The following is a 19,009-nucleotide window of genomic DNA, read 5'->3' as shown; positions in this document are numbered from 1 at the left end:
ACAATAAAAAGCAACGCCTGCTGAAATGAGCGAAAGATTATGTTTTTGAATATTAGCGAACAGCCTTTTTAGCACTGCCCACCAATCATTAGCGCGAAAATCAAGCAATAAATTGGCGCGCACACCGTGCTGTTTTGTCATCGTCTTCAAATCCTTACATTTTGTATTTACTACTAATGCAATGATTGAACGGATTAACAAAGTTAAATCAACGCTGTGGGTTCACGCTATTACTTCTGCTTAAATCCAAAGCCAGGTTTTTCCTCGCGCTCAAGCATTTCAAAGAATTTTTTAAACCTGCGCTCGCGAGTTTCTGCTTTTTTCGCAGTGCTTAAGCCATAAGCAATAGAATATAGGCTACTTTTGTTGAGCGTGTTGTAAAACCCGCTAACTTTGGGGTTTTGTTGTACCGCTTTTAAAAAATCATCGGGAATTTTCATTTCACTTGCAGGCGCATAAGCGTTTTCCCATCTTCCGTCAGCTTTCGCCGCGTTTACTTCAGCAAGCCCAGCGGGCTGCATTTTTCCTTGTGAAATAAGCTTTGCAACATGTTCTGTATTTCTTTTCGACCATCCGCTTCTGGCTTTTCTTGGTGTGATTCTTTGCAAGTATGCTTTGTCATCAAGCGATTTTTTTACCCCGTCTATCCAGCCGTAACACAGTGTTTCGAGTACTACGTCGTTCCACGTAACGCTTGGTACTTTAGAGGCTTTTTTATAAATTTTTACAAACAGCTCATCTTCACTTTTATGGTTTTTTTGCAACCATGCATTTAATGCCTCAGGCGTTTCAAATGCTTGAATTTTATCTGGGTTGGGCAAGCTCATTTTAATAACCCCAAGGTGCATCAGGTGCGGCAATAGGCGCTGAAAGATCAAAGTCTACCTGCACCTCTCTAGCTGGGCGAATTAGGCGATAGCTAAAGCGGTTTGGGTAAATCATTATTTGCCATACGTTATCGATTGATGCGGTTATGCCAGAGGAAATAAATAATTGCTTTGAATAAGCGTCTGCGGGAAACGACTGAAGCTCAGCATAGCCCGCATCAATAGTATGACCGCCATACATGGTTGATTTGTGATAACTACCATCTTCATGTCGATGATCGTGCTTTAGCATTAGTCCTGCGCCTGTTTTGGTGATTATCCACGTACGCGAGGCGTCGTCGCCTACATGAAACGGAATAAATAACTGTGAATCCGTACACTCGCGTACATGCATGACAAGTTTTGCTCCACCAAAAGTGCCTGATTGGTTTTGTGCAGCTAAATTATCTTTTGAAACTTTTCCTTCAAAGGCTTTCCCGCAGTGCGCCGCAATAGCGTTAAAAAAGGCATCGTGAGTGGGAATGGAAACCAAGGGGGCAGGGCCTTTTGCTGAAACTGATTTTTGTGATGCTGCTGGCGCCGAATCGGCGTGAAGCTTTGTGGCAACCACACAAAGTAAGAAAAATAATATGTTTTTCATTAATGAAATCTTCTGCGAGTTAACTATTTACTACGTGTTCTACACTAAAACTATGAATGTTCATATTACTGATTGGCAAATTGCATGTGCTCCAAACTTACCATTAGTTTTATGAAGTGAGGGCAATTAGCCAAATAAAGTATGTCGCTTGGCTTATGCGTTTTAGTCTATCAACAAGCAACTGCGAGCTTAGGATACTTACGTTGTGCTGCTTCGGCACAATAAACCAGACGCAATTAATCTAGCACATAAAAAATCACAATAATTGGGTGGGAATACAAAATGTCTAACGAATTTTCAGGTAAAACAGCCATCATTTCAGGTGCAGCAGGTGGAATAGGTTTGGCGCTAGCCGAAGCACTAGCGCAGCAAGGAATGAACATTGTGATGGGCGATATTGATGCGGCCGCACTTGCTGAATCAGGTGATGCGCTGCGTGCAAAGGGATACAATGTACTAACGTGTGCACTAGATGTTACCAACTACGCACAATGGGAAGATGTGGTATCCAACGCTACTGCTGAATTCGGTAAGGTTCACATGGTGGTTAACAACGCTGGTGTAGGCGGAACTCCCGGTAAAATTGAAGATACCGAGCATGAAACGTGGCAATGGGTAATGGATGTAAACGTTATGGGTGTACTTTATGGCGCACAAGCATGTGTGCCGGCAATTAAGGCTCATGGCGAAGGTGGTTGGGTGCTTAATGTCGCGTCTATGGCTGGCATGATGGGAATGCCATATGCTGGTGCATACTGTGCTTCTAAAGCGGCAGTAGTGTCGATGACAGAAAGCTGGTTTGCAGAGCTACAGCCACATAATATTCATGCGTCGGTGCTGTGCCCGGCGTTTGTGAAAACACGTATTCATGAGTCTTACCGTAATCGCCAAGAAAAGTATGCCGTGGCTGCCGAAAAGCGTATTGATAAGGAAAAGCTGCAGGCGGGAGCGAAAGCCGCAACAATGGCTGTAGAGTCTGGCATTCCTGCATCAATGCTAGCTGAACGTGTGGTAGAGGCACTTGTTTCGAAGCAAATATATATTTACACGCACCCCAATTATCGCAAAGTCACCGCTGGCCGATTTAAAGCTATCGATAAAGCATTTGTAGATTCAGAACAAAGCCCCACGGTCGGACATCTAATTAACGACGATATTGTTACTTTTTAAATTACCTTTAAACAGTGCATGTGGTCGTCATTCACTTCGACCACATACTTTTTTCTGTTTTCTGAACTCCTGCTTGTAAGCATTTCTCATATTTATTATTTGTCACATTTCATTCACATTAAACCGCAATTTTCGTTCACTGGTCGTGTGAACAATTGAATATTTACGCTATTTTCAGTATTGCTATAAAGTAACAAATATAAAAACACCAAACTCACTTGGACAACAATAATGAAGAAGCTCCTTAAAGCGGCAGTAGCTGTGTCGGTTGCGCTTGCGTGCGTGCCAGCATTTGCACAAGAAACTGATAAAAAAGAAGAAGAGGCTATTTTTAGTAGCGCAACGTTTAAAGCCATGGAATTAAGAAGTATTGGTCCGGCTTATATGTCAGGTCGAATTGCTGATATTGCCATTGACCAAAACAATCCTTCTACATGGTATACCGCTGTGGGTTCAGGTGGAGTTTGGAAAACCACCAATGCAGGTACTACATGGGAACCTATTTTTGATCAGCAGGCCGTTTATTCTATTGGCGACGTAACTATTGCGCCAAGTAACTCAAATATTATTTGGGTAGGTACAGGCGAAAATAACGGTGGTCGTCACATCAGTTTTGGTGATGGTGTTTACAAATCTCTAGATGGCGGTAAAACGTGGAAAAACATGGGGCTTGAAAAGTCTGAGCACGTTTCTGACATTATCATTCACCCCACAAATCCTGACATTGTCTGGGTATCGGCTCAAGGCCCACTGTGGACAGGTGGCGGCGAGCGAGGTTTGTATAAAACTGTGGATGGTGGTGAAACTTGGAAGCAGGTGTTAACGCCAGCTGATGAGTGGACCGGTGTTACATCACTGCTTATCGACCCTAGAAACCCAGATAAACTGTACGCAGCAACATGGGCACGTCAGCGTACTATTGCTGCCTATGTAGGTACTAACGAAGGTGCTGGTATTCACACGTCGAACGACGGTGGCGAAACCTGGACCGAACTAAAAACAGGCCTGCCTACAGGCAATATGGGTAAAATTGGTATGGCTATTTCACCAATGAACCCAGACGTACTTTACGCCACTATTGAAACCGACAACCGCAAAGGCGGTTTTTATCGTTCGGAAAACCAAGGGGCAAGCTGGACTAAAATGTCTGATGAAGTGGGCGGAGGAACTGGCCCTCACTACTATCAAGAAATCTTTGCAGACCAACACCAGTTCGACCGTGTTTATATTGCTAGTAACTACAGCAAAGTCAGTGATGATGGTGGTAAAACATGGACGCCAATTAACACCAAGCGCAAGCACGTTGACGACCATGCAATGGCATTCCACCCAACCGATCCAGATTTTGTATTGATGGGCAGTGATGGTGGCATTTATATGTCGCACGACCGTATGGCAAACTGGCGCTTTATGGCAAACCTGCCGCTAACCCAGTTCTACAAAGTGGCACCCGATGACGCTACACCGTTCTACAACGTGTATGCTGGTGCGCAGGATAACTCTACTCAAGGCGGCCCTTCACGCACGAATCGCAAAGAAGGTATTAAGAACAAAGACTGGTTCTTAACGCTAGGTGGTGATGGACATCAACCTGCAGTAGAGCCTGGCAACCCAGATATTATGTATTCACAGTGGCAGCAAGGTAACTTAGTGCGTGTTGACCGCACTACCAAAGAAGGCGTTTACATTAAGCCTCAACCGTTACCGGGCGACCCTGCAGAGCGTTTCAATTGGGATGCGCCAATTAATGTATCTGCACACGATCCTGCGCGTATTTACTTTGCGTCGCAGCGCGTATGGCGCTCAGATAATCGCGGTGACAGCTGGACCGCTATTTCAGGCGATTTAACTAAGTACGAAAACCGTATGCACATGCCTATGATGGGGCGCACTTGGTCGGTAGAAGCTGGCTGGGATTTATACGCCATGTCAGAGTTCCACACCATTGCTAACTTCGCTGAAAGCCCAGTGAACGAAGACGTACTGTGGGCGGGTACTGATGACGGTATTATTCAGGTAACAAGCAACGGCGGTAAGTCGTGGAAGAAAATTGAGCTAAGCACTATTGAAGGTATTCCTTCAACGTCTTACGTAAACGATATTCGTGCTGACCTATTTGATGAAAATACCGTTTACGTAGCACTAGATAACCACAAGTACGGCGACTACAAACCTTATTTAATTAAGTCTACCGACTTAGGTGCTACCTGGACTTCACTAGCAGACAAGCTTCCAGAGAAGCACTTGGTGTGGCGTATTGTGCAAGACCATGTAAACAAAGACCTTATGTTTGTTGGTACTGAGTTTGGTATTTTCTTTACCGTAGACGGTGGTAAAGCGTGGGTTGAACTTGAAGGTGGTATGCCTACCATTTCAACGCGCGATGTGAAAATTCAGCGCAGAGAAAATGACCTAGTTGCAGGCACATTCGGTCGCGGTATTTACATTCTTGATGACTATGCGCCACTGCGTGAGCTAAACGAAGAAGCGCTAGAGCAAGATGCCTTGCTATTTGCCCCTAGCCGCCCCGTTAAGTGGTTTAATTTAGACGACAATCACACTGACTCAGACGGTGATGACCGCTACGTTGCTGAAAACCCAGAGCACGGTGCAACGCTTACTTACTACCTGAAAGACAGCATTTTAACAGCGAAGGAAAAACGTCAAGAAGCCGAGAAAAAGCTGATTGAAGACAAGCAATATCCTAAGTATCCAAGCTGGGACGCGGTTGAAGCTGAGCTTGAAGAGGCTGCACCTGCTGTATATCTTGAAATAAAAGATAGCAGTGGTGATGTGGTTAATCGTGTAGCGGGTAGCGTGAAAAAAGGTCTACACCGTGTAACGTGGGATATGAAGTATGCGTCTTCAATTCCTCTTACCAGCAAAAATGCGAAAAACAATGGCCTAATGGCATTGCCAGGTAAGTATAGCGCAACCTTGTTTAAGCGTGAAGATGGTAAAGTGTCGCAGCTTGCCGAGCCTGTAAGCTTTGAATTGACCTCTATTTACAAAGGTGCACTTGAAGGGGCTTCTGCTCGCGACATTAAAGCGTACAGAGCATCGCTAACCGCTGCACAAAAACGCGCTATGTCGTCGTCTGCTGTGCTGAAAGATGTTAAAGCAACAATGGAGCTGCTGCGGGTTGCGATTGACCGTACGCCATCTAACGTTCAAAAACTTGAGTCGACCTATGCGAGTTTGCATAGCGAAATAAACAGCATTAATAACGTGCTATACGGGCTTGAAGCAAGAAACCGTAAAGGCATTAAACCTGCAAACGTTATGAGCCGTTTAGGCTATGCGACTTCAGCGCTTTGGTCGTCTTATGGTCCAACGCAGCAGCATAAAGACCAGCTTGGCTATGCTAACGATGGCTTAGATGATGTGGTTAAACGCATTAAAACACTTCAAGAGAAATCGTTACCTGCACTACAAGAGCGTATTGTTAAAGACGGTGGCCCTTGGACATCTGGCTTAACAGTAATTACCAAGTAGTTAACGCTAAGAAGTAGTTAACGCTCCAAAGCGGTTAACGCTTTAAAGCAATAGTGTAATTACAAAGCACAAACGGCAGCCTTAGCGCTGCCGTTGTTTTTATACCTATTATCTGTTTTTAATTTTGAGTAAGTTCGTTTTTGTGAAGATAAGTAAAAAGCTAAGTGCTATTTTGAAGCGCTTGGTTTATCTATTTGTATGGTGCGTGATAACGCACAGTACAGGCGCTTATGCCACACTGAACCTTGATAATATTGAGCGTTTTACGGTGGTTGCCACACCAACACTTGTTAACGATAACCTTGCTTCAATTGCGCCACAATATCGCTACGATGCCTCAAATATTGCATTGCCGTTGCATGTAAACGATATTCTTGTTCAATCTCCTTCAGTGACGCTAAATGGGCAAGGCGGACAGATTCAAAACATCAATATTCGCGGCTTTTCACGCTGGCGAATTCAGTCATTAATTGATGGCGTACCTGTTATAAGTGACAGACGAGCGGGCAGTAGTATTGGCTTTGTTCCGCCATCGCTTATTGATAGCGTGCAAGTAAGTACAGGGGGCACTTCAACCTATTTAGGCTCTGGTGCCATTGGCGGTGCCATAAACCTGATGTTCGCTGATAGGCTTAAGCCCACACTTCGCATAGGCTATGATACAAACCAGTCGATGCAGGCATATCAATTTGCAGGTGGCGGAGATACTACAGATTTTATGCTATCTCATCGCACTGCCAACAATGGCAGCGACGCCAAAGGTAACTCGCTGTTCGATCAATTTACCCAATCTACGTTGTTCTTGCGTTATAACCCTACATCCTCTGTAAACTTCAAACACAGCACAGGTGCTAATAAAAAAGCGAGTAAAAACCCTGTTACATCGGCATGGACGCTTTTTAGCAATAACAGTGACATAGGTAAATCGAGCAGTGATTTCCCAGAGCGTAGAATTACCGAGTACCCTACGAATAAGCACTGGATAGGTAAAGTTCAGTTCGAATTTAATACCACTAATACTGATATTGATGCTGATATATGGTGGCATACCTCAAATTTAGATACTGAAACGCTTCGCCCTGCCCAGCGTATTAACAAAAGCAACAGTGACGCTTCTGACTTCGGGGGCAGCATACGCGGAAATACGTTAGGAAGTTATACACCATCGTTTTTAAATGAATGGAATGTTGATTGGCAAATACAAGTGCGCGGACGTGAAAATGTTGCCATTAATGAAACTGAATTCGCTATTGATGAAGTGTATTCACAATCTGAATTGCAACCGGATCCGCAAAAGCAACGAGACAACCACGAGACTTTGGTGTTTGAGCGACAAACTTTAAACGCAAGTGAATACAACATAGCAGGCTTGCTAGATACCTCGCGCACTTTAGATAACACCACATACGCTTTTGGGGCTAGGGTAGACTGGCAGCATCAACGTAATCAAAACCACAATCAACCTGATAGCCAAAGCTCTATTCAGAGTCTTGGGCAGAGTGGTGATCAGAGAATTGAGCAAAGTAGTAACGCTTACGCTACCAATTTAAGCGGTTTTGTGGGCATTAAGCATGCGGTAAATCGTCATCTTTATTCTAATGTTCACCTTTCAACTGCATTTAGAAACCCATCTCTTGTTGAGCGATTTTTTAGCGGTGAAACGCCTCGTGGTTCTGTTTTAGGAAATAGCGGTTTGCGCACCGAACAGGCCACAAACATTCAAGGCGGTTTGTACTTTAAAAAGAAAGCGAAAGCTAACGCGGTAAGTGCTGCGGTAGAAGTGTTTCATCAACGTATCAGCAACTATATTGAGCGACGCAGTATTGATGAAAACACGCTAACGTACCGTAACCTTAATAGTGCGGTTATTCGTGGTATTGCTTACACATTATCGTGGGAGCCATTGAACACATCTTGGCGCTTTAACACAGCAGGCGCATTTATAAGTGGTAAAGATGATAGTGGCGCGCGTATTGCCGATATTCCGCCTCGTCATGCTGAGGTTTCAGCGCAATACACATATGACGATGCTACGCTGTTTAGCACACTACGCTACCGTGCCAGCAAGACAGATATTGGCGATGGCGAACGCACATTACCTGATGTATATACGCTTGATGTGGGCGCCAACTTTTCGCTTAGTAATAATTTGTCGGTCGCCTTAAGCGTGCGCAATGCAACCAACCAGCACTATTACACAACAGCCGATGATCGCGCGGCTTTTGCACAAGGAAAAAGTATACAAGGGGCGTTAACACTACTGCTCTAACGCCAAGCTTGTTCACGCATGCTCGTCAATACATGTTTTAAGGGCCAGTTAGCTATCTAAGCGGTCTCGTTGCGTTCGATAGTGGCGTTTAAGGTACTTACTTTTTAACGTTGTAATAAGCATAACCATACCGGTTATCCACAAAACGAAAAGAAGCACGGCTGCAGGCAAGAAAAGCCACAACTTAGCGCCTTCAAAAAACCAGCTGCCATCGTGAATAGCTTCAATGGTGTCGGTGCGGCGATAGGCAACCTGCAATACCTCTGCCGTTTGTGCGTTAAGCTGCACTTCCCAGCGGTTCTTGCCGCGTACTTTTATAATGCCTTTGCTAGGGCGAACGTCTAGGCGGTCAATGTCATCCCAGCTTTTTAGGCCAGCTTTTGGCACGGTTTGTAATGCTTGGATTATGGCTTCAAATTCAATTGTAGGCGCGCTTTGCCCTATTTTTTGTGTAGGCGGCTGTAGCCAGTCGAATTCTTTCTTCACCTGCAAAAGCAAGCCACTTCCAATAACGATGAACACTGGAATGAATATGGAAAGAGAAATCCACAAATGTAAACTTCGGCTATGCTTGCGCAGGTTTATCGACATATTAATACTTCATAGGGATGACACGATTTTAGCTCAACAAACTATACGTTATGTTGTTCATTGAAAGAAATGAATAGCGCTAAATTGTCAGTTATTAGCGTTAGCTATCGCAATTGCAGGGTGGGCAAAGTGCAGCTTAGTATCGCAGGTTAACGAGGTAACAGATTCATTCACCGTTATTTTCCCTATACGCTGCCAATTAGCGTGGTCGAGTAGCGCAATACGAGCCGTTGGGCGAACGTTACAAACAAGACAATATGATCCCAATCACGGAGATATCGGCTAATGCACCCACTAATGAATTGCGATAGCGAAGTAATAAATAGGAGACTGTTAACAAAATGAGTTATGAGAAAGAGAGTGTTATGAGCAAGCCGCTTTTTACACAAGCAATACATGCAAAGTTATTCGTCGCTTTAATGTTCCTATGTTCTTTTACTTTTGTAAGTAATTTACATGCCCAAGCAAATAATATTGATAAGTTGCAGCAAGCTTATGATGATGCAATGAAAGATTGGGCATATGTACTGAAAACGTACGTTGATGCGCAGGGTAGAACTAACTTTAAGGACGTGGCACAAGACATTAAGCCGCTTGAAAATGTAGTGGCCTTTATTGGTGAGGTGAGCCCTGCAAACACGCCTTCGCTGTTCCCTAATGCTGATGCAGTAATGGCATTTCATATTAATAGCTACAATGCGTTGGCCATGTACGGCGTGATTGAACGTGATATTCCTGACGGCTTTACCAATTTTTTCTCGCGCGCCAGTTTCTTTAAATTTCGCGACATTACTATTGGTGGGCAAACTACCAATTTGTACGACTACGAAAATGACGTAATACGACCGCTTAACGAACCTCGTGCCCACTTTGCACTAAACTGTATGGTGAAAGACTGTCCACGTCTGCCAATGGAACCTTTTGAAGCTAACAGTTTAAACGCTACGTTAGACGAACTTACTAACGAGTTTTTCGCCAAGGAAAAGCACCTATATTTTGACCATGATAAAAAGCGTGTGTATGTATCGGAAATACTTGATTTCTATACTGAAGATTTTGTTGTGTCGGGCAAAGCGAAAGACTTACCCGAATATATAAATCAGTATCTAGATACGCCCATTCCAAGTGACTATAAACTTCGTTTTATCGAATACGACTGGCGCATAAACGCCCAGCCATAACCACCTTGTTGTAGACATAACCACCTTGTTGTAGACATAACCACCTTGTTGTAGACATAGCCACGTTGTATAGACCGAGAGACGTTGCGATAAACAAATGAGCCATAAAGGCACCGTTTTAAGGCCGAAGCTTTAGGCCGTTAGCAATAACGGCTTCTGCAAAACCATATCAGTGAAGCTTTAATTGCGATAAACTATACTTGATGTTAACCCCTCTTTTTTATCGCTTTTAAGGCTCACCATGATCCACAATGACGTTCTTCGTCGCCTGCGTTACGCACTTGCTATAAACGACACCGCAGCCATTAGTATTTTCAAACTTGTCGATTACGACATGGAAATTGGCTATTTACACTCCATTATGAAAAAAGAAGACGAAGAGGGATATTTGCCTTGTCGCGACAAGTTGATTGCGCTTTTTCTTGATGGATTAATAATAAAAAACAGAGGCAAGCAAGAAGGAAGTACACCTCAAGTTTTAGCCGCTGGCGAGCGTTTAAGTAATAATGAAGTGCTGCGCAAAATTCGTATTGCCATGAGCTTTAAAGATGACGACATGATTGAAGTGTTAAAGCTTGCCGACTTCAGAATGAGTAAAGGCGAACTTTCAGCATTTTTTAGAAAACCCGATCATCGAAACTATAAACCTGCTGGTGATCAGGTTGTTCGCAACTTTTTACAAGGCATGGTGAAAAAGTATCGCCCAGAGTCAACGCGACAGGCGTCTAATGCGGCTAAAAATAAGCCGGGCCAAACTCGCGTTAATACAAAGCCAGCTCAGAGTAAAAAATCGACACCTACTAATTCGGTGTGGGGGAAAATTGAAAAGCCAAAGCGCTGATTCAATGCGCTAAGAAGGGCGCTTAGAAAAAACACTAAAAGGAGCAAGTGCTCCTTCTTAATTTATTTGTGCTGTTTAAAATCAATGGCTTAAAGATTTTTGTGGCGTGGTGTGTAGCGTATAATGTAGCGTGGTTTTTGAATCAAACTCCCCAAAAGCGCAATATCAAAACATCCGATAGTACTGCTTGTACTGCTGAACCAAGTCTTGAGACAACGTGAAGTCACCACTAAGCGCACCTGTTACGGCTTGCTGGTACAACTGCTTAGTCTTCAGGTCTTGGTTCACTGCATAAGCTACCCATTCACGTACTTAATGTGCGCCGTTAAGTTTAAATACCTGCAGCGAACGAGTATCATGTTGGTATCTTATAAAGAAGTTGCTCTGCGGTCACAATTAAACTTATTGAACCGCAAAGTGGAATTTGGTAAGAAGGGTAAGTGAGTTATGCTTAATTAAAAATTGCTTCTAATTCAAAGGCAAAACTGCAGATACCCTAGGACAGTTTTATGCAGGTATGGTCATATCTATTACAAAACATAATTGTCCCAAAAGTTCTTGCCCTCCGATGGAGTTTTGTTCTTTATCTCTGCTAACGTATCTTTTCGACGCTTTGAAATATCAACAAGAAAAGACTGGATTAAATCTACGAAAGTCGTTTTCAGCCGGCTATTCGTATCCCCGCCAGATAATACGCCAGACCTTGAATACAGCTCTGTGTAGAAAACCGCAGTGACTTCATGGCCGCCACCGAACCTCTGCTTCTTCAAATCTATCATATTGACCTGCAATTTGTAATACATCAGGCACAAAGAAGAGTCCGTTTTATAGCCTATAGAATGCAGTATTATTCGGTGCGGTAACAAATCATCGGCGGTCGGATTAACGTTAAATCCGCTACGGGTGAGTTCAAGTTTGACTGCGTTAGAAACAGAGTCCGTATTCGTCCAGCACCCGTCTTTCACTTGGTCATCTACAATAACTGAAAAAGGATTTGTATGTGAATCACTCAGCCTGAGCCATCTAGGGTCGTTTTCAAAAACAAGTGTACTTGATGTTTCATTTTCACTGCCCTGTGCACAACAGACTCCTGCGAGAGTAGCCAGTAAAAATAGTTTGCTCTTCCATAATAATTTCATTACAACATCCTTTTGTTTTCTAATTTCTTTCCTCGAATTGTATACTACATTTTTTATTCAAATAAAACCGTAGGCGCATTCAATTTCATTAGAATATTGAGTTTAGTTAGCACTTTATCGAATTAATAAGTGGCGACCTCAGTAGCCAACCTATCCGCAAGCTCATTGCCGTAGACACCGCTATGACCTCGAACCCACTTAACGACAACCATAGGCTTCTCTTGCTTCAGCTTGTCGATACGTTGCCATAGGTCTTGATTGGCTACAGGCTTCTTACTGGCAGTCTTCCAGCCTTTCAGTTTCCACCCTTTAAGCCACTCGTTGTAGCCTCTAGCAATCATTTCGTTGTCTGTGTGGATAATGTCCTCAGGCTCTGCCAATTCGAGAGCCTTGATGACTGCTAACATTTCACAGCGAACATTCGTTGTTGTCTCTTTACCTTCTACTGGCTCTACTCGTGCCTTGTAGGTCTCTAAGACTTCCTCTTGTTCATTCAACACGACAACGCCTAAGCCACCGTGTTTACATCCGTTCTGGTTGTTAGGCGCTGCACCGTCAGTGAAGATAAGTCGTGGTGTTTGTTTACTCATGTGTATATACCTCCTATTAATGGGTTAACTGTTTAGCTAGGGCTGTCTCAACCTTGGCTAGTTCTGCTTTGTGGTCGTCAAGACGTTTCAGGCTCACCTCTGCTGAACTGATTTGACGTTTCATTTCGAGCAAGTGCTTCTTAATCTCACGGTTAAAGTGAGCTTGTGTCTCACTGACTTGTTGTTGTCGTTCAGTCTCTAAGAGTCCATCTTTTCGATTTAACTCAGCAATCTGCTTGTCTCTTTCGTGTTCCATGCGTTTCGTGAAGTCAATCATCGACTTATTGCAATGCTCAATGGTGTCCTTGCACTGAGTCGTGTTAGTTCTAGTGATTGAATTAAGTAACTCAGAGCGACGACTGATAAGCTGGTCTACAGTCAATTCAGGCACAATGTGTTTAGGACGTTGAGCATCTTCAGGCAACGCTAAGCCACTCGTGATAGTGCTCCAGATGTCGTCTAGTTTCTCTTGTCGCTGCTTCTCGCTCAGGAACACAAGAGTCCAGTAGTTAGCCTCAGCTATGTCTTTGAAGTCAGCCTTAGCCGTGTTGAAGTTGTCTCGAAGTTGTTTAGCTCTTGCTTCAGCTTCTCGACGTTCAATAGCCTCTTGTGTGTACTTGATGCGGTAGTCGTCGAACTTAATGCGACCTTGTGCTTCGCTGTTATACGAGTGACTCAGTAAGTCCTTGCAGATAGCCTCAGTAGCGTTAATGCGGTCTTGCAGCTCTGTTAGACGGTGTTGAAGTTCTCTAATGGTCTCAGTTTGTTTAGTCATGGATTTATCCTCCTAAGTATTTTCGTTCAATGGATTTAAGTGATTTGATTTGGTTGAGTGAAATAGCGTGGTTAGGGTTTCTCTCGTGCTTCTCTCTCATAACGCGCTTCTGGATGTTGGAAAGGTTTAACTTGTATGAGTAATGTCTAAACCAGAGAGCTACGTTATTGATTGGTGCATTCGACAACTCGAAGATAGGCTCAAGAATGTCTAGCATCTTTGAGGCTCTATTTGCGTTAAGTCGATAGCGTTTCGTTTTGCCTGAGCTTGTTATGTGTTTAGGCATGTTAATCATCCTGATAAGGCTCTTACGGCACACAAAGATTGCTAAGGTCTTCCTGTTAGGGAATAAGGCTTTCTTGAAGTTGGCTGCAAGGTAGATACACAACCACTGCTTCATTGTCTCGTGCCTACCTACGGCCTCTACTGATGCCTTCAGCAGATACAACAACTGAGTGCGTACAGGAAGGTCTCCAAGCCTTCTGTAAGGTGATAGTGCTCTGAGCTTTTCAGCTTCATCTAACAGACGACCAAAAGCATTCTCGAAGTGCGTAAGGTCAGCCTCTGAGTACCACTTCTTACCACCATGATAAGCCTTGGTTAACTCTTGGTTGTATGAAGCATGGTGCTTAGATAGTGCTGGTGGCTTAAAGGTTGGATGACCGTTATGCAGATTAGCTTCACGGTGTTGTTTACAGTGCTTGCCATACTTAGCGTTATCGATAGGACGAGAACAACCCCACACTTTGCATGTGGAAGTTGTCATTGTGTTACTCCTTGTTAGTCAGATAATTGTGGATACATTCATTCACGATACTACTAGCGCTTACCTTTACGCCTCTAGTGTCCTGAAGTCGTGCTTGGTACTTCTTCACGGTCTCGAAGTTCTTGCTGGTTAAGTACACGTTGATGCAAGGCTGAGACACAACTTTATGTGGTTTACCTAGTGCATTCATAGTGAGCCTCCAGTAGCTACAACGAGTGATAGTAAATGGTATTGGTTGGTCATAATGTTTCTCCTAATGTTGAAGTTTTAATAAAAATAACTGAACACAGCGACAAGAAGGCTCACAGTGTGCTTGTAGGTATCTTTGGGCGTACCTACTGCAAACCTTCTTGTAGTTGTATTCAAAGCGTAAAGGGGAGCCTAGAGCGAGTGTTGGAGGTGAGCACAAGCCCTAGGAAAAGGAGATAATGAGTAAACAAACTTGGTTAGACCATATACACATGAATCAATACACACGAGTAAGGACGACTAAGACAATCTTTAAGATGTCTAATAGTTAATCTATAAGACTTTTTGTATATAGAAATAACTAATAAGTTAATATGTAGATGAAAGACTATTAGAAGTCTTAAAGATAATCTTATAGACCCCCCTTCCCACATGCGACCACCAGTAGCAGCCCCCCCAAATCTGCTAGGTGTTAATGTCGTATGCAGGGTTACAGTCGTTGAGACTGCCTCAAGCGTATATGCTCGTATTTGTTTATTCGTTCTTCCTCAGTTTACTCTCTGTACGTAAGTCAGGGAGTGGTTCGCTTCTGTCTTTTGAATGTAGTGTTATTCTTAAGTCAGGGAGTCGTCTAAGCCTTGAATTTACTGACCTCATTGAATATTAGCCAAAGCTTATAAGTCTAGAGGGATTTTTTAGTCATTAGGTCTAACCAACAAGTAAGCGACAAGTACTGCTACAAGCCATCATTACAGATCGACAATGGCTCTCTACGGGCTTTTCTAGGCGTGACTAGTACGAATGTATTAGGTGAGACAACTCGATCTTAGGGAGCCTTACAGAGCCTCATTCAGTTAAGCGTGAGACTCTGCTGTGATAGTGCTGAAGATGTCTTTGTGAGGAACTACAGGCCACATGAAACTATAAGTTTTAGTGATTAAATTAGGCGAGTTAATTACTCCTGTTTATGAATTCATTGATTATCTTATGCACCGCTCCCTTACTACAGCTTAATTCTTCAGCAATCTTAGCCATGCTCAAGCCTTCTTCTCGTAGCTGGTGGACTCTCTCACGGTCTACAGACTTCTTACGCCCAAACTTAACGCCTTTACGCTGTGCATCTGCAATACCTTCCATCTGCCTTTCGTAACGTAGAGACAACTCAAACTCAGCTACAGCAGCAATCATGTGGAACATTAGCTTACCGTGTGGTGTTGTCGTGTCGATGCCTTGGTCAATCACAATGAGACCTACGCCTTTATCGTCAAGTAACTTCGAGATATTCGCTAGGTCAGCCACAGAACGACCTAAACGGTCTAACTTGGTCACAACAATAGCTTCACCTTCACGCACGTAATCAAGCATCTTCTCAAGCTCTGGGCGGACTGCTGTCTTACCTGAGCGCTTCTCTTGGTAAATCTTAGCGCAGCCTTTCGCTTCTAGTGCTTGTAGTTGAACGTCTAGCTTCTGGCCTGTGGTAGACACTCGTGCGTAACCGATAAGTTGACCTGTCATGATTAACTCCGTCTTGTTCAATAAAGTCTAAGGGTTATGTGAACAACATATTAATGAACGGAATTTGAACGGTCAATAGCTTTGTTCATTATTTTTTACTTTGGTGGACGGAAAGGAAAAGCGTATTCGTGCCGTGACTCGTGCATTCACTTTTTCTTGCTTAAGTCAGGGAGTCACACAGAAAAGCCACCAGCAGAGCCTGTGCGTTGTCTTCGTGTTTGGTCAAGACATACGTTGCGACTGGCTTGAAGATTGTATTAGCGGTGTTCATGTGGTGCGTAGAGGCACCCTATGGGGGGGGAGTTGAGGCCTCATCATTATCGATTTGGCCTCTCAGATTTTCGTAGTGAAACTTTTCTTAGTATTATCACTTTGTGCCAAAAGCGGACGGTGGTAACGCCCTCATAGTCGGCAAGGAGCATTGCCGGTTTTTTTGCCCACATAGCGGAAGAGCAAAGAGTGCGACAATGTTACTAATCCGAGTTGATGCGCTTGTTATGAACCTTGCTTGTTATGTCTGAAACCGACTTCTTTCTTTTGAACAACACAACCAGAACCAGCAGGCATTAGTAGCACTTTAGCAGCCCCATCTTCAAAACCTGCTATATTTTTATTGATGTCTGTCTTATAGTTAGCGTTCTTCATATAATCTTCTCTTGTAGTCGCCATACAGCTTTTTTCACTATAAAATGTCCTAGTATATGTGTAAGAACATGAACCATCTTTTGTTGGGGCAATTGTAAAATCAACCATTGTCGAGCGATTACTAAAGGTAAGCTCTAGTGTCGCATTTACTAATTGGTCATCAGCTCCCTCTTTGGCTACAAAAGACCAAGAACCGTAGTTATTTCCCTCAGCAAAAAACTTTTCAACGTCCGATACAGTAGTTAGACAAGAATTAACTCCTGATTTTTTCGCATAGCTAGTGACTTGGTCTGCAGACATTGCAGAAAATGACGATAAAAACAAAATTGATAGGGCTATCTTTTTTAACATGTAGTTACTCCTTAGATTCTATTTGGTCCATAACATCTTATAATAGAGAATTAACAGTAACACGCAGCATTGCTCATCCCTGAACTCCCATCATAATTTATTGATATCAATATGTTACATCTTATTATGAGCCAATTTCCAGCGATTTATTTGAGTGTTACTAAGCGTGCGAATCAAAAGCGGCATTAAAAGCAAATAAAACATTTAAAAACAATGGCATAACATATAACTACCCTGGAAAGATTTGTTTAGACTGAGAAGTCTCATTAATCCCAGTTCTGTTTTATACCAAAATGCATAGTTGGTGCGGCATAAATAAACATTTCTTTAGTTTGACAATGCGTGTTACTGATAATTCTCAGTAATTCCGGAAGGAATGAATTTATGTGGTGTCAGCTAATTTGATGGGTTTCAAGTATGAGTGCAGAAGGTCAGCTATGGCCAAGTAACCTTTAATTTAACCGTTAGCTGTTTTCTTCCGCTCTACGCTCTTCACGGCCACACAGTATCAACCAACCTGATGTAATAATTCAATTGAATCTGCAATCAACCTCAAGCAGTCAGCCTCGTGAATCTTCTCGACATACTGCCACAGTTCGTCCTTGCCTTAGTAGGTCTGACGGATACTCTGGCTGCATCAGTGCTGTGTCTATTTGTTTCGCCACTTCTTGCACTGGAAGCCCTTTGCTATATGTTCCAGTACTCATATCGCTAGTCTTGTGACCTAAAATACGATTCATCTGGTATTGTGGAACGTTAACTCTCTCAAGTGCAGTGGCGATATTGTGTCTGAGTGAATGGAATACATAACCTTTTCCATCAACTCCTGCTGCCCGTTTCAGTCTAGCAAACTGGTTACTTACTGAACTTACAGTTTTACCGACGAGGTGAGGGAAAAGATAGTTTCCTGAGCTTTCACTGAGTTTCTTAATAGCATCTCCGACACCAGCCCTAAGCGGAACAATACGTTCACTGTTAATTGTCTTACCTTCACGCACGTTCATACAGATAACGTTATCAATCTCAACGATGTCAGACTTTTTAAGTGACACTATCTCAGCAAGCCTAGCACCAGTGACTATACCGATTCTAAGTACGTGGTGAAACGCATGGTCTGGGCTAGTAGTTTCCTCAAGTAATGCCTCTAACTGTTCACGGGTAAAAGGTTCGTAGCTATTGGCACCTGTCTCTATAACGGCTATTCCATCAAATGGGTTCAGGTGGGCCTCTACATGCTCAAACCTTGAAGCGGCTTCCCAACAGGCTTTAAGTCCAGCCATATAGTTCCTTACGGTCTTATGAGACTTTTCTGCGTCAACCATTGAATCGACGAAGCCGTTAGCGTCTTTACGCGATATATCAACGAGCCTTATGTCTTCTGTGCCGAGGTACTCAAGAAACATCTTTACAGCTGTAACTCTTTTCTTGTAAAGCCCTGTATCTTTATTCCTGCGATTAATGCGCTTTTCTTCGAGCGCTAGCGCCTCTTTCAAGCTAATAGCGTACGTGTCATTGTAGTGCTGTGCATTTTTCAGAGAGCCATCGGAGAGGTATTTGTTTGCATCCGCAATCGCTTTAGCTATAGGCTCAGGTGTTGACTCATCACCATCTAGCTCAGGTGCATTGATAACATCTTCGTTACCATCCCGCTTGGCCTCATCAATCATGTTCATGAGGTAAGCCAAATGTTGCTCGTATTGCTCTTTTCCGTTACCTGTTACCTTAGCCCTTGCTAAGTCAAACTCATAAAGCTGGGCTTGAAGTTGCTTTTCAGCCTCTTTAAAAGAGTCAGTCCGAGTAGATTTATTAATGGTTTTCTTGCCGTAGTACTCAACTAGGTCACTAGGTATTCTCATTTTGATATACCAAGTCTTCCCACTGAAAACTAGATGCTTACTTTGTGTGTTTGCCATATTTTGTAGCGTGGTTTGTAGCGTTGTTTGTAGTGTCTATTGTAGCTGTGCGCCTTTATTTTTCAATCTTCTCTTGATTTTAAAGGGTTTTGGCAAAACACTAAAAGGAGCA

At 43.2% G+C, this 19,009-nt stretch carries 16 protein-coding genes; 5 read left to right on the top strand and 11 right to left on the bottom strand.

Going from position 1 to position 19,009, the window contains the following annotated elements:
- Nucleotides 1-230: 230 nt before the first annotated feature.
- Both ACGHAV_RS11635 and ACGHAV_RS11630 read right to left on the bottom strand, forming a co-directional pair.
- Entirely contained in the window at nt 231-827 is a 597-nt protein-coding gene (locus ACGHAV_RS11635) for a YdeI family protein (RefSeq protein WP_390380657.1), read from the bottom strand.
- A 1-nt stretch (nt 828) separates the two neighbouring features.
- Nucleotides 829-1,467: a hypothetical protein gene (locus tag ACGHAV_RS11630; RefSeq protein WP_390380654.1), complete on the bottom strand. Its 639-nt coding sequence runs from the start codon at nt 1,465-1,467 to the stop codon at nt 829-831.
- Between the two features lie 282 nt (nt 1,468-1,749).
- Here ACGHAV_RS11630 and ACGHAV_RS11625 point away from each other — a divergent pair, with 282 nt between their 5' ends.
- From ACGHAV_RS11625 to ACGHAV_RS11615, 3 genes are all read left to right on the top strand, one after another.
- On the top strand, nt 1,750-2,637 hold the full coding sequence (locus ACGHAV_RS11625; protein WP_390380651.1) for an SDR family NAD(P)-dependent oxidoreductase: 888 nt from the start codon (nt 1,750-1,752) through the stop codon (nt 2,635-2,637).
- A gap of 231 nt (nt 2,638-2,868) precedes the next feature.
- The gene (locus ACGHAV_RS11620) at nt 2,869-6,132 is read left to right on the top strand and encodes a WD40/YVTN/BNR-like repeat-containing protein (RefSeq protein WP_390380648.1); all 3,264 of its coding nucleotides are present in this window, start codon (nt 2,869-2,871) and stop codon (nt 6,130-6,132) included.
- 142 nt (nt 6,133-6,274) lie between these two features.
- Nucleotides 6,275-8,401: a TonB-dependent receptor gene (locus ACGHAV_RS11615; RefSeq protein WP_390380645.1), complete on the top strand. Its 2,127-nt coding sequence runs from the start codon at nt 6,275-6,277 to the stop codon at nt 8,399-8,401.
- 48 nt (nt 8,402-8,449) lie between these two features.
- On the opposite strand, the gene ACGHAV_RS11610 is transcribed toward ACGHAV_RS11615, so the two are convergent.
- Nucleotides 8,450-8,992, bottom strand: a complete 543-nt coding sequence (locus ACGHAV_RS11610; RefSeq protein WP_390380642.1) for a PepSY domain-containing protein — start codon at nt 8,990-8,992, stop codon at nt 8,450-8,452.
- Between the two features lie 365 nt (nt 8,993-9,357).
- Between ACGHAV_RS11610 and ACGHAV_RS11605 the strand changes: the two genes are divergently transcribed.
- Together ACGHAV_RS11605 and ACGHAV_RS11600 are read left to right on the top strand one after the other, a co-directional pair.
- On the top strand, nt 9,358-10,173 hold the full coding sequence (locus ACGHAV_RS11605) for a DUF547 domain-containing protein (RefSeq protein ID WP_390380639.1): 816 nt from the start codon (nt 9,358-9,360) through the stop codon (nt 10,171-10,173).
- Between the two features lie 241 nt (nt 10,174-10,414).
- Nucleotides 10,415-11,014: a DUF1456 family protein gene (locus ACGHAV_RS11600; protein ID WP_390380636.1), complete on the top strand. Its 600-nt coding sequence runs from the start codon at nt 10,415-10,417 to the stop codon at nt 11,012-11,014.
- Between the two features lie 165 nt (nt 11,015-11,179).
- On the opposite strand, the gene ACGHAV_RS11595 is transcribed toward ACGHAV_RS11600, so the two are convergent.
- From ACGHAV_RS11595 to ACGHAV_RS11560, 8 genes are all read right to left on the bottom strand, one after another.
- Nucleotides 11,180-11,302 (bottom strand): hypothetical protein, encoded by a 123-nt coding sequence (locus ACGHAV_RS11595; RefSeq protein WP_390380633.1) that lies wholly within the window; start codon nt 11,300-11,302, stop codon nt 11,180-11,182.
- A 242-nt stretch (nt 11,303-11,544) separates the two neighbouring features.
- Nucleotides 11,545-12,153, bottom strand: coding sequence for a hypothetical protein (locus ACGHAV_RS11590; protein ID WP_390380630.1), 609 nt, complete (start codon nt 12,151-12,153; stop codon nt 11,545-11,547).
- Between the two features lie 122 nt (nt 12,154-12,275).
- Complete coding sequence (locus tag ACGHAV_RS11585) at nt 12,276-12,743, bottom strand: RNase H family protein (RefSeq protein ID WP_390380627.1); 468 nt, start codon at nt 12,741-12,743, stop codon at nt 12,276-12,278.
- A gap of 16 nt (nt 12,744-12,759) precedes the next feature.
- Nucleotides 12,760-13,518 carry a hypothetical protein gene (locus ACGHAV_RS11580; protein ID WP_390380624.1) on the bottom strand — a complete coding sequence of 253 codons (759 nt, stop codon included), beginning with the start codon at nt 13,516-13,518 and terminating at the stop codon, nt 12,760-12,762.
- Between the two features lie 4 nt (nt 13,519-13,522).
- Nucleotides 13,523-14,284 (bottom strand): hypothetical protein, encoded by a 762-nt coding sequence (locus tag ACGHAV_RS11575; RefSeq protein ID WP_390380621.1) that lies wholly within the window; start codon nt 14,282-14,284, stop codon nt 13,523-13,525.
- Nucleotides 14,285-15,424: 1,140 nt separating this feature from the next.
- Entirely contained in the window at nt 15,425-15,988 is a 564-nt protein-coding gene (locus ACGHAV_RS11570; protein ID WP_390380618.1) for a recombinase family protein, read from the bottom strand.
- Nucleotides 15,989-16,483: 495 nt separating this feature from the next.
- Nucleotides 16,484-16,984, bottom strand: a complete 501-nt coding sequence (locus ACGHAV_RS11565; protein WP_390380615.1) for a hypothetical protein — start codon at nt 16,982-16,984, stop codon at nt 16,484-16,486.
- A 560-nt stretch (nt 16,985-17,544) separates the two neighbouring features.
- Nucleotides 17,545-18,897: a tyrosine-type recombinase/integrase gene (locus ACGHAV_RS11560; protein ID WP_390380612.1), complete on the bottom strand. Its 1,353-nt coding sequence runs from the start codon at nt 18,895-18,897 to the stop codon at nt 17,545-17,547.
- Between the last annotated feature and the right edge of the window lie 112 nt (nt 18,898-19,009).

The sequence above is a fragment of the Alteromonas sp. MTD1 genome (assembly GCF_042848195.1).
Lineage (GTDB): Bacteria > Pseudomonadota > Gammaproteobacteria > Enterobacterales > Alteromonadaceae > Alteromonas.
This window is presented reverse-complemented; position numbering and strand designations above follow the sequence as displayed.